The organism is Geodermatophilus sp. FMUSA9-8, assembly GCF_037034165.1.
Classification (GTDB): domain Bacteria; phylum Actinomycetota; class Actinomycetes; order Mycobacteriales; family Geodermatophilaceae; genus Geodermatophilus; species Geodermatophilus nigrescens.
In genome coordinates this window covers 17,992-32,541 of record NZ_JBAGKE010000008.1, presented here as the reverse complement: position 1 = coordinate 32,541, position 14,550 = coordinate 17,992, and the positions used below count along the sequence as shown (strand labels likewise).

The 14,550-nt window shown below is 75.3% G+C and carries 11 protein-coding genes and 1 riboswitch; of the genes, 3 read left to right on the top strand and 8 right to left on the bottom strand.

Translation table 11 applies throughout. The annotated features are described in order from the left end of the window. The first annotated feature begins 48 nt into the window (after window positions 1-48). Window positions 49-411, top strand: a complete 363-nt coding sequence (locus WA616_RS16615; RefSeq protein ID WP_336031538.1) for a BlaI/MecI/CopY family transcriptional regulator — start codon at window positions 49-51, stop codon at window positions 409-411. Next, a complete protein-coding gene (locus WA616_RS16610) occupies window positions 408-1,346 on the top strand; it encodes a M56 family metallopeptidase (RefSeq protein ID WP_336031537.1) in 939 nt (312 codons plus the stop codon). The genes WA616_RS16615 and WA616_RS16610 overlap by 4 nt, the downstream gene beginning before the upstream one ends. Before the next feature lie 311 nt (window positions 1,347-1,657). Here WA616_RS16610 and WA616_RS16605 read toward each other — a convergent pair whose 3' ends face one another. The 5 genes from WA616_RS16605 to WA616_RS16585 all read right to left on the bottom strand — a co-directional run bounded on the left by WA616_RS16605 (window position 1,658) and on the right by WA616_RS16585 (window position 8,128). Then, window positions 1,658-2,317 (bottom strand): SCO family protein, encoded by a 660-nt coding sequence (locus WA616_RS16605; RefSeq protein ID WP_336031536.1) that lies wholly within the window; start codon window positions 2,315-2,317, stop codon window positions 1,658-1,660. Beyond that, window positions 2,314-3,072 carry a F510_1955 family glycosylhydrolase gene (locus WA616_RS16600; protein WP_336031535.1) on the bottom strand — a complete coding sequence of 253 codons (759 nt, stop codon included), beginning with the start codon at window positions 3,070-3,072 and terminating at the stop codon, window positions 2,314-2,316. Before WA616_RS16600 ends, WA616_RS16605 begins: the two co-directional genes overlap by 4 nt. Before the next feature lie 1,067 nt (window positions 3,073-4,139). Further along, window positions 4,140-5,447, bottom strand: a complete 1,308-nt coding sequence (gene efeB, locus WA616_RS16595; protein ID WP_336031533.1) for an iron uptake transporter deferrochelatase/peroxidase subunit — start codon at window positions 5,445-5,447, stop codon at window positions 4,140-4,142. A 610-nt stretch (window positions 5,448-6,057) separates the two neighbouring features. Further along, a complete protein-coding gene (locus WA616_RS16590; protein ID WP_336031532.1) occupies window positions 6,058-6,717 on the bottom strand; it encodes a DUF1775 domain-containing protein in 660 nt (219 codons plus the stop codon). Window positions 6,718-6,856: 139 nt separating this feature from the next. Next, a complete protein-coding gene (locus WA616_RS16585; protein ID WP_336031531.1) occupies window positions 6,857-8,128 on the bottom strand; it encodes a M23 family metallopeptidase in 1,272 nt (423 codons plus the stop codon). Between the two features lie 715 nt (window positions 8,129-8,843). On the opposite strand from WA616_RS16585, the gene WA616_RS16580 reads away from it, so the two are divergent. Further along, window positions 8,844-10,148, top strand: a complete 1,305-nt coding sequence (locus WA616_RS16580; protein WP_336031530.1) for a M23 family metallopeptidase — start codon at window positions 8,844-8,846, stop codon at window positions 10,146-10,148. 106 nt (window positions 10,149-10,254) lie between these two features. Here the strand turns inward: WA616_RS16580 and WA616_RS16575 are convergent, their stop codons facing one another. From WA616_RS16575 to lnt, 3 genes are all read right to left on the bottom strand, one after another. Then, entirely contained in the window at window positions 10,255-11,499 is a 1,245-nt protein-coding gene (locus tag WA616_RS16575; RefSeq protein WP_336031527.1) for a M23 family metallopeptidase, read from the bottom strand. A gap of 11 nt (window positions 11,500-11,510) precedes the next feature. Then, window positions 11,511-11,653: riboswitch (cyclic di-AMP (ydaO/yuaA leader) on the bottom strand. 323 nt (window positions 11,654-11,976) lie between these two features. Further along, on the bottom strand, window positions 11,977-12,966 hold the full coding sequence (gene ccsB / locus WA616_RS16570; RefSeq protein WP_336031525.1) for a c-type cytochrome biogenesis protein CcsB: 990 nt from the start codon (window positions 12,964-12,966) through the stop codon (window positions 11,977-11,979). Next, window positions 12,966-14,534, bottom strand: coding sequence for an apolipoprotein N-acyltransferase (lnt, locus tag WA616_RS16565; RefSeq protein WP_336031523.1), 1,569 nt, complete (start codon window positions 14,532-14,534; stop codon window positions 12,966-12,968). Before lnt ends, ccsB begins: the two co-directional genes overlap by 1 nt. Between the last annotated feature and the right edge of the window lie 16 nt (window positions 14,535-14,550).

Below are 14,550 nucleotides of genomic sequence, written 5' to 3'. Positions count from 1 at the left end.
CTGCAGGTGCGGCACACTCGCGGACTGTCGGACACGGAGGGGGCCGCCATGCCACGCCTGGGGACACTCGAGTCGGCCGTGATGGACGTGCTGTGGTCGACCGAGGGGCCGCTCACGGTCCGTGAGGTGCTCGAGCGACTGCCGGGCCAGCGCAACCTGGCCTACACCACCGTCATGACCGTGCTGAGCCATCTGCACGGCAAGGCCATGGTCGAGCGTGAGGTCGTCGGCCGCGCCTACCGCTACCGGCCGATGGCGAGCCGACAGGAGGCGGCGGCCGCCTCCCTGCGGGAGGTCCTCGACGCCTCGGACGACCCGCGGGCGGTCCTCCTGCACTTCGCCGAGACCGCCTCGGACGAGGAGACCTCAGTCCTGCGCGACGCGTTGTCACGCCGCCAAGGGCAGCGGTGACCGGAGTCCTCACCCTGCTGGCGGGGAGCATCGTCGTCGGCTGTCTCGGCCATCGCGCCCTGATGTGGCTGGCCGACCGTCGTGTGGACCCGACGGTCCTGCTGACCGGCTGGGTGCTCTCCGTGGTGGGGCTAGTGGTCTCGGCGGTCACCATGACAGCCCTGCAGGCCCTGCCGGCCGATGAGCACCCGTCCACGGGCCTGCTCCGGCTGGCCGGTGGGTGCTGGACGGCGCTCTCGGCCGGATCGGTGCCCGGATGGCGGGAGGCGGTCGCCGCCGTCAGCCTGCTGACGACGACGGCGATCGCCCTGCGCCTCGGCTGGGTGCTCCGCGACCGCCGGCGCGTCCGTCGCATCCGGGCGCCCCATCTGCGGCAGTTGCGCCTCCTGGCGGGCGAGTCTGCGGGGGACGAGCCGCTCTGGGTCCGCGACGACCGGCCGCTGGCCGTCTCCATCGGCGGCCGGCCCGGCCTCATCCTGGTGAGCGACACCCTGCGGGACGTCCTGCCGCCGGCCGCCGTCGCGGCGACCATCGAGCACGAGCGGGCGCACCTGCGCGGGCGTCACCACATGCTGCTGGCCCTCGTCGAGGTGCTCGCCACGACACTGCCCGTCTGCCCCCTGCTGCGCTCGGCCCCCGCCGCGGTCAAGGACCTGGTGGAGCTGGCCGCCGACGCGGAGGCCGCCCGCCGCTGCGGCCCGGCGGCCGTGCGTGAGGCCCTGAGCCGACTCACCGGACAGCCCCGTCCCCTAGGGGGGCTGGGCATGGCCGGCCGGCTGACCGAGGACCGGTTGCGGCGCCTGACGATCAGCGATCCGCGCCGCCGTCGGATCGTGCGTCTGGCCGGGTGCCTCGGGGTCGCCATCGCCGCCCTCGCCCTGCCGGCCACCACCGGGTGGCTCTTCCTCACCGTGATGGGTTGCGTGGTCACCTGAGGACACCAGGTGGCTACTACGGCGCATAGTCGGACGATGACGCGCCGCGCGCGGGGCGGAGCCACGCAGGCCCCAACACGTCGGACGGGGTATGCGGTCGGCCGGAGGGAGCATGCGGTGACTCGCGCCGGGAAACGCGCCTGGCGCGGGCCCGCAGCGCTGTGCCAGGCGGCCCGTGGCCAGGGCGACGCGTCGCCGTGGCCCGCGCCTCGGCGACCGTCGTCGCGCTCGTCGTCGGAGTCGCAACGGCGGCCGTCGCGGCCCGGTGGTGGCGCAGCAGGGTGGGCCGCGCAGCGCCCTGAGCCCCCCCCTCACGCCGGGCCGAGGAGTTCCCGGAGATCCGAGGCGTACTGGGCGACAGTGGTGCCGCCGGTGTGCACCACGGTCCGCTCGTCGTCCGGCCCGAAGATGTACACCACGCCGCTGTGCTCGAATCCGCCGTCCCCGTGCGGCGCCGATGTCGGCGGGTCGACGTGCCCCTCGGTCGCGGTTAGGTGGAGGTCGGTGAGGACGTCACGGGTCCGTGCGTCACCGCCGACCAGTCCGACGAAGTCCTCGTCGAAGCGATCCAGCCACGCACGCAGGACAGGAGGCGTGTCGTTGGCCGGGTCCTCGGTGACGAAGACGACGGTCACCCGGTCCTGCGCGGACCGGGGTAGCTCTCGTCGGGCAGCGGCCACGTCCGCCATCGTCGTCGGGCAGATGTCCGGGCAGCGGGTGTAGCCGAAGAACAGTGCCGTGACGCCGTCGCTGTCCGCGGTGAGGTCGTAGGCGCGCCCGTCGGTCGCCGGCAGCACGAGCGCCGGGCGGGGCACCGGCGGATCGGCCAGCAGCGTGCCGGCGAACCCGTCGTCGTCTCCGGCGCCGACCACGTCGGCGGCCGGCCCGGGCTCCGCTCCGGTCGCGCACGCGCCCAGGCCGATAAGGGCGGCCACCGCGGCAGCCACGGCGGCCGTTCGGATCCCGGTCACGCCGCGTACCGCACGGCGAAGGTGGAGGCCCCGTCACCGCTGACCAGGATGCCTCCGCCTGCGAGCCCGACGTAGACGACCTCGGTGCCGTCCACCGCCTGGACGCTGAGCGCCTCCACCTCGCCGGCGACCTGGCCGCGGGGCTGCCAGGTCGCCCCGGCATCAGCCGAGTGCAGCACGGTGCCATCGGGGGTCACTCCGTACAACGAGCCGGTGGTCGGCCAGGCGGTCACCGTGAGAGAAGGGGACCCCGGCATCGGGGCCCACGTCCGCCCGCCGTCCGCGCTGCGCATCAGCTCCTGCTCGCTGGTGGCCAGCAGCGCCGCGGGGTCCGCCGGACTCACCACGAGGTCGCGCAGCGGCACGGTGCCGCGCTCCTCCCACGACAGCCCCTCATCGGCCGAGACCAGCAGCCGGCCGGAGCCGGCGTCCCAGCCGTAGATCCGGCCGTGAGCGGCGCGCAGGACGTGCAGATCGGCCTCACCCGACAGGGAGACACTCCGCCAGGTGCCCCCGGCGTCGGTGCTGCGGACCAGGCCCAGCCACGTGGGCAGCTCGGGATCGTGCCGGAGATCTGGATGTCCGGAGGCGAGGAACGCGCCCGGCCCGGTGACCGCGAACCCCACGAGGTCCTGATGCCCGTCCGCGACGCGCGACGGCTCCCCGGACTCCGGGATCCGCCACAGGCCGGAGTGTGTCGCCGCGTACAGGACGCCGTCGGCCGGATCCACCTCCAGTCCGTGCAGGTGCTGCATCCCGGGGTCCGCCTCCACGGGAGGTGCGGCGGCGGACCCCGCGCCCGGCGCACCGGAACAGGAGGCAATCCCCGATGCCACCACCACGGCGCCGATCAACGTCCGGCTGCGCCGCAGCGCGCCCGGCACCGCGACACAGCGCGCCACCGGGCCGGCGCCCCGACCTCCGCGAGGCGATCGCCCGGTCACCGTCGACTCCCGCACCGCGCGGCTCGGTGCACGCCCGCCGTCATGACCGCCTCCGGCGAGAAGGGTGACAGGCAGGCGCCGCCCCTGGCTTCCGCCATCGGCCGATTCGCGGACGCCGCCGAGCCTGATGGATGAATGGCACTCTCGTGCGGGATCGCCAAACGACGGGCTCCGTTCTCCCTGCCATCGGCCGGGCCACCTGGCGGACTCGAGGGCGCTGCAGCTACGCGGGACCGGCACGCGCCGCAGCGCACCGACCCGGCGCAACCCGATGGGAGCTCGGGACCAGGAATCCGGCTCGTCGGACCGGACCAGACAGTACTACGGCACGTCGTAGTGGTCCCGGTGTGCCGGGCCATGAGCACCCTCACGGCCCCTCGTCCGTGCGTCGTCGTCCGCAGGCAGACCGGACGGAAGGCGGCAGCCGACCCGTCGGTGTGGCGGACGGGCCGAGGAAGGGGAGCACATCCGTCCACCACCGCACTGATCGGCTGGGCGAGAACGGCCGCGACGAACGGAAGCAATGGCGCGGGTCCCGTCGCGGCGACCTCGAAGGCTCGCCCCGGGATGCGGCGGACCGTTCCCCGCACCGCGGACGGGCGAGCACACTGCCACCGCGGCGGTCGCCGCGCTCGGTCAGACATCGGCCCGGGCAGTGCCACCGGCCGGCGCCAACCCGAGCCGGGGGACATGGTCCGCGGCGGTTCCGGTCAACGGCGCGACCGGCGCACCGCTGGCAGCGACGCCTGCCAGCGCCGTGGCGGTGAGCGCGGCGCCGACCCGCAGCCACGCCAAGCGAATCGACTGCAGCCGAGCGCCGCAGGAACACCGTGCCGATGTCCGCGCCCTGCCGCTTGCCAGGTCGCGGTCCGTCGCACTCAGGGCGCCGGATCGAAGAGCGTGCGTCCCCACCAGTCCTCGTCGTCCACGACCCCGGGCGGGCAGGCGAAGACCGCCGACGAGGTGTGCTCGGTGAACCGGTTGAGCGCGTCGCTCGCCAGGTTGCGCTGCACCTGGGTGAACCCGGTCTCCGGATTCCGCTGGAAGGCGATGAAGAACAGGCCGGCCGCCAGGCGACCGTCGCGGTCCGCCCCGTCCACGAAGCTGTAGCCGCGCCGCAGCATGGCCGTGCCGGTGTTGCTCGGGTGTGAGAGGAAAACGTGCGAGTCGCGTGCGATGGCCGGCCGGCCGTTCCGGACCGCGGTGAAGTCCGTGGGGTCGAACTCGGCGCGCTGACCGAGCGGGGCTCCCGTGTCCTTGGTCCGTCCGATGACGGCCTCCTGCTCCGCCCTCGGGACGCCGTCCCACTCCTCGAGCAGCATCCGGATCCGGCGGACGACGAGATAGGACCCGCCCACCAGCCAGTCGGCGTCGTTCTGGCCGACCCAGACGAAGCGCTCGAGGGCCTGCCCGTTCTCCGCCTTGAGGTTCGCGGTGCCGTCCTTGAAGCCGAGGAGGTTGCGCGGCGTCGCCTGCGCCGAACTCGTCGACGAGGTCCGCCCGAAGCCCTGCTGCGTCCACCGCACCCGCACGACGCCGGAGCCGAGGCGGACGAGGTTGCGGACGGCGTGCACCAGCACCTGCGGGTCGTTGGCGCACGCCTGGATGCCGAGGTCGCCCCCGCTAATGGCGGGGTCGATCCGATCGCCGGGGAACGCCGGCAGGTCGGCCAGGGGACCTGGCCGGCGTGCGGCCAGCCCGAAGCGGTCCCGGCCGTCGGTCGTCGTGAACAACGTCGGCCCGAAGCCGACCGTGAGGGTGAGCCCGGACGCGGGCAGGCCGTCGGCCTCGCCGGTGTCATCCGGCCCCGTCGACTCTCCGGCGGTCAGCCGGCGCGCGGCGGCCGTCCAGGCCTTGAGCATCCCGACGAGCTCATCCCGGCGGTCCGTGACCACGTCGAAGGCGACAAAGTGCAACCGGTCCTGAGCCGGGGTCACGATGCCCGCCTGATGGACGCCGGAGAACTCGATGGCCGCCGTGGGGTCCGACGTCGGGGCCGACGTCGGGGCCGGCACAGTCGCCGGCGCGGTCGCGTCCGCTGTCGCCCGGCCGACTGCTCCCCCGACCGTTCCGGCCGCGAGGACGCCGGCCACGCCGAGCCCCGACCACCCCAGCAGCCGCCGCCGCGACAGGCCCGGCTCGGCGCCTGCCCGGGAGGGGTGCTCCACCTGCCGGTCCTCAGCCACGGTGGCCCTCGTTCTGGGATGTCCGCTGCACTCCCTGCCGCACCAGGACCAGGCTACTACCCGCCATAGGACGGTGACGGGCGGTCAGCCCGCGTCCACGCTGGCGCTCACCGTCAGCGGCGGCGGCTGGCCCGGACCAGGTCGGAGACGGTGGCGACCTTCACCGCCGGCCGGCCGGAGGCCTGACCGCGGGCTCGTTCGGCGCGCAGGATGCGGACCAGGCCGGCGGCTCCGACGACGTCGGGATGGGACCGGCGGACGGCTCGGCGGAAGGCGCGGGCGCTGCCGGCCGGGCTCGGCAGCCGTCCGGCGATCGCGTCGTCGAACGAGAGTACGGACCGGTTCCGCGGCGTCGCTGCGGTTGTGGCCGATGCCTCCGGCGGAGCCCCGCTTGCACAGCCGACGGCATACGCCCCGGGGACGCCGTCGATCCGACCCGCCTCGTTGGGCACCGCGCCGGTCACCGGATCAAAGGGGAGGCCGGGGATCGCCGTCCCGCCGTAGCCGATGGCGCTGATGAGGGGCGCGCCGAGCAGCTCGGATGCAGACGCCGCACGATGCAGACCCCCGCCGCACCCCTCGGGAGCAGCAAGCCCCCTGCCCCCTGGGGTCAGCGACCAGCGCGCGCGGACCTCCGCCGGACGAACCACAGGCCTGCGGCGAGGGCCGCCACAGCGACTGCCGCCAGGGGGAGGACGGTGCCCAGCGTGGGCCCGCCGCCCTCTGCCGCGGCCGCCTCCGCCGCCTGACCCGTCGACGACTCGGCCGTGGTGGACGGCGTGGCGGACGGCGTCGCGGGAGCCGAGGTGGTCGCCGGAGCCGAGGGCGTCACCGGAGCCGCCGCCGCTGCGAGCGTGATCATCGGAGCGGGGTTCTCGGGCTCGGGGTCAGCCTCGAAGGGGACCTCGATCCAGGCGTCCTCCACGCCGTCGGAGTACCGCAGCAAGGTCTTGAACGGAAGCTCGGCGGGCGCGTCCGCGGGCAGCTGGGCGATCACCACGCTGTACTCGAGATCGACTCCTGCGCCGATGTCCGGGCCGGCAACCTCGTATCCGTCGACGGTGGGCGTCAGTGCCCACCCGGCCGGCGCGGCCGCCAGCGTCGCCGACTGCGGGGCCAGCCCCTCGGGCAGCTGGACCTTAGCGCCGACGATGCCCGCGGTCGACGACTCCGCCTCGGCGAGGAAGGACACCGTCACCGGCCCGGCGCCTGCCCGTGCGCCCTCCGCATTGGCCTCGACGTGCGCACTGGCCGACGCGGCGGCGAGCACCACCGCTCCTAGGGACAGAGCCACGACCGAGGTGTTCCGGCGGATGCGGCGCGAGCAGGAGGTGGTCACGCCCTCTTGGTCGTCACGGAGCCCCGGAGGGTTCCTGCAGCGATCGACGTCACGCAGGCGGGAGCTCCCGTCAGCCGCAGGCGCCGCCCAGCGTGATGCCCCGGGCGGCGAGCCAGGGCGCCGGGTCGACGCGGTTGACGTAGAGGCCGCCGGTGTGGGTCTCGATGTGCAGGTGCGGTCCGGTGGACTGGCCGCGGTTGCCGACCTCGGCGATCTGCTGGCCGGCGGTCACCCGCTGTCCCGCGCTGACGAAGAACCGGTTGATGTGGCCGTACAGGGTGATCGTGCCGTCGGCGTGCTGGATGTAGACGGCGAGGCCGAAGCCGTTGGCCGGGCCGGCCTGCACGACGACGCCGTCGGCCGGGACGTAGATGGGGGTCCCCAGCGTGGCGGCGATGTCGATGCCGTTGTGCTGGGTGCCGCTCCTGCTGCCGTAGCAGGACGTCACCCTGCCGGCCACAAGCGCGGCGGTGGCCGCGCGCTCCTGGGCGATCTCGGCGCGCTGCTGCTGGTCGTAGGTCGCAGCGGCCTGCTGCACCCCCTGGGCCGCGAGCAGCTGGATCTCGGCGTCCCGCAACTGGGCCCGCAGGGTCGCCTGCTGCTCGGCCACCGTGTCGTAGGACTGCTGTGCGGCGGCCATCTGCGCCCGCGCGGCGGCATCGGCCTGCGCGGCGGCCGCCGCCGCCTGCTCCTGGGTGGCCACGGCGGCGCGGGCGGCGCGGTCGGCGGCCTGCTGCTGGGCCCGCAGGGCCTCGAACGCGGCGAGGCGTGCGGCACGGTCGTCGCCCAGCAGGTCCATGGTGGCTGCGCGCTGCAGGAATTGGTCAGGGCCCGCCGAGTCGAGCAGGGCCGCGGCGTCCCCGAGACCGGCCGAGCCCATGAACGCCTCGCGGGCCAGAGCGGTCACCGCGCCCTGCGCCTGGGCGACCGCCGACCGGGCCACCTCCAGGTCGGCCGCCGCGGCGGCCGCCGCGGCCTGCGCCGCGGCGAGCCCGTCCTGGGCGGCGCGAGCCGAATCGGCGGCGGCCTCGGCCTCCACGGTCAGCCGCTGCAGCTCTTGCTCGGCCGCCTCGACGAGACCGGTGATGCGCTCGACCTCGGCGGCCAGCGCGTCGAAGGTGGACTGCGCTGTCGCTGTCCCGCCGTCGTCCCCGGGCGCCGCCGCCGCCGACGGGAGGCCGGCGCCCAGGACGGCGGCCGCCAGCGCGAGGACGAGAAGGGCGCGGCGAGGGCGTCCGCGCCCGCTGCGCCAAGCCGGGCGGGTGCCGCCGGTCACCGCAGGGGCGCCGACGCGGAGACCGCCTCGGCGCAGGACACCGAGGGGGTGCTGCAGGGTCGCCAAGACGGCGGCTCCGTTCTTCCTGGGCCGAGCGAGGCAGCGGACGGGCCAGCTGGAGGCACCCGGCCGGGCACGCGCGGACGCGCGCATGTCCCACCTCGACGTTCACGGGTCCCCGGCCCTCTCCCACCAGCAGACTCGGGATGGTCCGGAGGGTCGGCGCGAGGCCTGGATTGGAGGACCAGGCCGGCCGAGCCGAGACCAGAGGCTAGTACGAAACGGCATAGTTGTCACGAATCGATTACGGTGCGCAGTGGCGGATCGCACGGGCCGGCCGGGCGACGGCCATCGGGACTGGCGGTCGCGGCCCGCCACTCCCGCTCTGACCCGGGCGCCCGGTGGGCCTCGCACCTGGAGCGGGCGCATCCCCGGGACCTGGCCACGGGGCCGCGCCCGGTCCGCCGCGACCGTCCTCGACCACACCACGCCTCCGGCGACGCGGCCCCGGCACGGCCACCCGGCCTCGGCGCGAGGGAGCGGAGCAGTCGCCCCACAAAGACGGCTCTACGAATGGCAATAGTTGTGGCGTGTGTTGCCGGTGGTGCTGATCGGCGCGGTGCGACGCTGCCTCCGCTCTCGACGACAGCCCTCTCCCCAGGGAGTCCGCATGCCCAGCCGTCCCGGCGCACGCCGCGCGACCTCGCCGCCCCGTAATTGCGAGGTCGCCGCCCCACCCACCGCGCCCGCGAGCCGACGGCGTCGGGGATGGCGGAGCACGGTGGTCGGTGTCCTCGCCGGCGCTCTCCTGCTCGGCGCTCCGGCGCCGACGACGGCCGCCCCTCCGCCTCCGCCGAACCCGAGCGACGCCGAGATCGGAGCCGCCCGGTCCGCCCAGGACGCGGCCGCCGCCGAGGTCGGCCGGATCGCCGCCCTGGTGGCCACCGCGGAGGGAGAGCTCGAGCGGGCCACCGTGCAGGCGGAGGCCGCGGGCGCCGCCTATCTCGCCGCCGAGGAGGCCCTCCAGGCGGCCCAGGACATCGCTGCACAGACCGCCGCTCAGCTGCAGGCGGCGACGGAGGCAATCGACGCAGCGACCTCCCGGCTGGGCACGTTCGCCCGCCGCAGCTACATGACCGGCAGCACGCTCACCACGGCCTCCGCGCTGCTGGACTCGGCCGGCCCCGGGGAGCTCCTCCAGCGAGCGGCGACGCTGGACTACGTCGGGGACCTGCAGGTCGACGTCCTCGCCGAGCTCCGGATCGCCCGCGTGCGCCAGGCCAACGCGGACTCCGAGGCGCGCGCCGCCCGCGACGCGATGGCCGCCGCCGAGGCCGAGGCGGCCGCCACCCGGGCCGCCGCCGACGCTCAGCTCGCCACCCAGCAGACCACCTACGCACAGGTCTCCGCGGAGAAGGCGGGCTACCAGCAGCAACTGCAGGCCGCGCAGATCCGGCTCCTGGAGCTGCAGGGCGCCCGCGACGCCTTCCGCCAGTGGCAGCAGCAGAAGGCCGCCGAGGAGGCGGCGGCCGCCGCGGCGGCCGCCCGCGCGGCACAGGAGGCAGCCGCCGCCGCAGCGGCCGCCCGCGCCGCGGCCACCAGCGGCCGCGGCGGCAGCAGCTCGGGATCGCCCTCCGGCGGAGGCTCAGGCCCGCCTTCCGGTGGCGGCGCGGCGGGGTCGTCCGGCTACGTCAAGCCGACGTCGGGCCGGGTCACCAGCTGCTTCGGTCCCCGCTGGGGGACGTTCACCTACGGCGTGGACATCGCCGCCCCCATCGGCACACCGATCTATGCGGCCACCTCGGGCGTGGTCCGGCGCGCCGGCTCGGCGACCGGCTTCGGGCTGGCCGTCTACATCCTCGGCGACGACGGCGCCATCACCGTCTACGGCCACATCAACCGGTACTTCGTCGAGGCCGGCGAGCGCGTGGTCGCCGGTCAGCAGATCGCCGAGGTCGGCAACCGCGGCCAGTCCACCGGCCCGCACCTGCACTTCGAGGTGCACCCGAACGGTGCCATGTACAGCGGAGCCGTTGACCCGGTGCCGTGGCTGCGCGCCCGGGGCGTCGAGATCAGCGGCTGCTGACCACCGGCCCGCCCGCGGACCCGGCAGGCCGCAGCTGCGCCGGCCGCCGGCGTCCTGCGGTCACCACGGGCCCCGCTCCGCAGGGCCGGGACCCGCGCGTCGTGGGTCAGCAGCCGAGGTCGACACCGCGAGCGGCCAGCCAGGGCGCCGGGTCGACGCGGTTGGCGTAGAGGCCGCCGGTGTGCGTCTCGATGTGCAGGTGCGGGCCGGTCGACTGGCCCTTGTTGCCCACCTCGGCGATCTGCTGGCCCGCGGTCACCGTCTGGCCGGCGGCCACGAAGTACTGGTTGATGTGGCCGTACACGGTGATGGTGCCGTCGGGGTGCTGGAGGTAGACGGCCAGGCCGAACCCGTTGGCCGGGCCGGCCTGCAGCACCACGCCCCCCTCGGGCGCGCGGATCGGCGTGCCGATGGGCGCGGCGATGTCGATGCCGTTGTGGTTGGTGCCCCACCGACTGCCGTAGCAGGAGGTCACCTGGCCGTCCACCAGCGCGCCGGAACCGGCGCGGGTCAGCGCCAGGTCGGTGCGCTGCTGCTCCTCCCAGGCAGCCGCGGGATCGGCGGCGCCGCGGGCGGCCAGCAGCTGCGTCTCCGCATCGCGCAGCCGCTGCTCGAGGACGGCCTTCTGCGCCGCGGCCGCGTCGTAGGACTGCTGGGACGCCGCGAGCTGCGCCTGCGCACCCGCGTCGGCCGCGGCCGCCGCCCGCGCCGCGGCATCCCGCTCGGCGACCGCCTCCCGGGCTGCGCGGTCGGCCCGCTCCTGGCGCTGCCGGACGTCCTCGAACGCCTCCAGCCGTGCGGCGCGGTCCTCACCGAGGAGGTCCATCGTCGCTGCGCGCTGCAGCACCTCCTCGGGACCCGCCGCGTCGAGGAGCACGGTCGCCCCGCCGAGGGGATCGGCGCCCATGAAGGCCTCCCGCCCGAGCGCGGCGACGTCGTCGCGCGCCGCGTCGACGGCGGCACGAGCGGCCTCCAGCTCGGCGGCCGCGGCCGCCGCCGCGGACTGCGCGGCGGTCAGCTCGGCCGCGGCGGCGCGGGAGGCGTCCGCGGCGGCCTCGGCCTCGACGGTCGCCCGCTGCAGCTGCTCCTCGGCCGCGGCCAGCTCCCGGTCGATGCGCTCGACCTCGGCGGCGAGGTCGCCGGAGACCGGCTGCCCCTCCCCGGCCAGGGATGGCGCGGCACCCGCCGCGGGGGCGGCTCCGCCGGCCAGGAGGGCCGCGACGAGCCCGGCGGGGACGAGGAACCGGCGCAGCCGCCGACCCGGGCGCCGCCGCGGCCGGACCGGCCGCGAGCCGGTGGTGGATCGAGGGACGGGGCACGTGCGAAGGGCGCGGTCGTACAGGGTCGCCAAGACGGCGGCTCTCCGTTCTTCCTGACCGCCTACCGGGTTAGCTGACGGGTTCGGGCTGGAAGTCGCCCTACCTGGCACGCAGCAGCGCACGCAGGACTCACCCCGAGGGTTCGGTGGGTTCCCGGTCCATCCGGCCGGTCGGCGCGGACGGTTCGGCGGGATCCGCCCGAGGTCCTCGGATCGAGGAGCACGGCTCGGCCGGACCGCAGGGAACTGTAGTACGAAGCAGCTTAGTTGTCACGGTCGGATAACGCCTCGCCCCACCTGGGCGCGTCGCGTCGACCCGTCGACCGAGCCGGGGTCGGCCCCCGGCGCGGACGAGACCGGCCCGCGCCGCCCCTCGTCACACCCGGGACGCCCCCGGCATCGGGCGGTCGGCCGCGGTGACGCGGGGCCTCGGCAGGACGCCGCAGCGCCCCCGCCGGTCCTGGCGGCGCGCGTGGCGGCGCGGTCCGCCCGTCCGGGGAGACGGCTCCCTCAGGAGACCCCGCCGTAGGAGTGCAGACCGGTGGAGACCAGGTTCACGAACAGCAGGTTGAACACCAGGCTCGCGAACGCCACCAGGTTGATCCAGGCCGCCGGCCGGCCGCGCCAGCCCGCGGTGGTGCGGGCGTGGAGGTAGGCGGCGTAGAGCGCCCAGGAGATGAACGCCCACGTCTCCTTGGGATCCCATCCCCAGAACCGTCCCCAGGCGCTCTCCGCCCAGATCGCGCCGGCGATGACGGCGAAGGTCCAGATCGGGAACCCGAAGACGGCCGTGCGGTGCGCCACCCGGTCCAGCGCCTCGACCGACGGCAGCCGGCTCCACGCTCCTCCGGAACGCTCCGCCCCACCCGCGGCGAGCCGCTCACGCCGCACGGCGACGAGGTACAGCGCGCTGGCCACGGCACTGACGATGAAGATGCCGAACGAGAGGATGGCTGCCGAGACGTGCACGGCCAGCCAGTCCGAGCGCAGGGCGGCGATCAGCGGCCCGGACTCGGCGTAGAGGTAGAGCCCGATGAGCACCAGGCCCAGCACCACCGGGCCCAGCACGAACAGACCGAGGCCCCGCAGCACGGGCACGCGCACCGCGAAGACGAGGAAGGCGAGCACGCCGGCCAGCACGGCGGCCGTGCCGAACTCGTACATGTTCCCCCAGGGGACCCGGCCGGTCGCCAGGCTGCGGGCGAGGAGGACACCGGCCTGGGCGAGTGCACCGGCAGCGGTCAGCACCATGCCCACCAGTCCCCAGCGACGGCGTGGCGGCCCGGCCTCGGCAGCGCCTTCCACGATGGCGGCGTCCCCGGTGACGGCGTCCCCGGGGAGCGGCGCGGTGCCCGCGCCGCTCCCCACTGCGACGGGCCGCGGCGCCGGGCGCCGGCCGAACGCGAGGTCCGCGGCGAACGCGACCACCGCGACGGCGTAGATCGCCACCGTGACGCTGAAGAGGGTGTCGGACAGCGCCGACAGCTGGTCGGGGGTCATCAACGGCCTTCCACGTGAGGACGGGGGTCGGTGCGGCGACGGGGCCGCCGGACGGGGCCAGCGGACAGGGCCCGGCGCCGGTCGACGACAGTCCCCAGGACGGCCGCGATCCCGACGCCGGTCAGGACCCACTCCGGGACGGCACCGAGCCGGGTGGCCACGGTGAGGTCCCGGCGCTGGGCGATCGGTTCGACGAAGACGCGCGGCGTGAACAGCTCGGACCTCTCGACCACGGTGCCGTCGGGGGCCACCACGGCGGAGATCCCGCTGGTCGCGGCGACGAGGACGGTGCGGCCGTGCTCGACGGCGCGCAGCCGGCTCATGGCCAGCTGCTGCTCGCTCTCGGCCGTGAAGCCGAACGTCGCGTTGTTGGTCTGCACCACGAGCACGGACGCACCGCCGTCGACGACGTCGGAGACGAGCCCGTCGTAGGCGACCTCGAAGCAGATGACGTCGCCGATCCGCACACCGCCGATGTCGAGGACACCGGGCTGGTCACCGGCGAGGAAGTCGCGGCGCAGCAGGTCCACCTGGTCGCTGAAGAACCGGAAGAACGACCGCAGCGGCATGTACTCCCCGAACGGCACCGGATGCCGCTTGGCGTACCGGGCGCCGGGTCCGCTCTGCGGGTCCCACACGATGCCCGCGTTGGTCAGGTTCTCCCCCGGCCCGTCGAGGACGGCGCCGACCAGGATGGGAGCGGCGATCGCCCGCGCGGCGGTGTCGATGGCCGCGGCGGCATCCGCGTTCTGGTACGGGTCGATGTCGGAGGAGTTCTCCGGCCAGATCACCAGGTCCGGCTGGGGACTCGCGCCCGCGGCCACCCGCGCGGCCAACGCGAGCGTCTGCTGCACGTGGTTGTCGAGCACCGCCCGGCGCCGCTCGTTGAACCCGAGGCCTGCCGCGGGGACGTCCCCCTGGATGACCGCGAACGTGGCCGGCCGCCCACCTGTCGTCAGGCTGTCCCCGGGCAGGGGCAGCCAGAGGGCGACCCCGACGGCGGGCACGAGCAGCGCCGCTGCGACGGGCGGGGCACAGGCCCGCAGCCCTGCCCCCCGGTTCCGGACCTTCCCGAGCACCGCCCGGGCGAGCCCGGCGGCGAGGAGCGTGCCGGTGAGGGCGACGGCGAACGACACCGACGCGGCTCCGCCGTAGGCGGCCAGCGAGGCGAACGGGCCGTCGGCCTGGCTGAACGCGATGCGACCCCACGGGAAGCCGCCGAAGGGCACCCGGGAGCGAGCAGCCTCCATCGCGACCCAGAGCGCCGCGGACCACAGTGGCCACCAGCGCAGGCTGCTGGTCAGGGCCGTCGCCGCGCCGAGGGCCGCGAAGAACCCCGCCTGCAGGACCGACAGCGCCAGCCACGGGAAGTCCCCGACGAAGGTGCCGGTCCACTTCAGCAGCGGGACCATGAACGCCAGGCCCAGGAGCAGTCCCAGCACCGCTCCCCGACCTGCGCTGCGGCCACGGACGACGATCCCGAGTGCCAGGGGGCCGCCGACGGCCAGGCCCCACACGCCGTAGGGCGGGAAGGCCAGCCACAGACCCAGCCCGCCGGCGACGCTCACCAGGACGGCGACCGGC

Excerpts from the sequence above, each read along its gene's own strand:
- WA616_RS16615 (WP_336031538.1), top strand. The coding sequence starts at position 49 with ATGCCACGCCTGGGGACACTCGAGTCGGCCGTGATGGACGTGCTGTGG.
- ccsB (WP_336031525.1), bottom strand. The coding sequence starts at position 12,966 with ATGACCCCCGACCAGCTGTCGGCGCTGTCCGACACCCTCTTCAGCGTC.
- WA616_RS16600 (WP_336031535.1), bottom strand. The coding sequence starts at position 3,072 with ATGCAGCACCTGCACGGACTGGAGGTGGATCCGGCCGACGGCGTCCTG.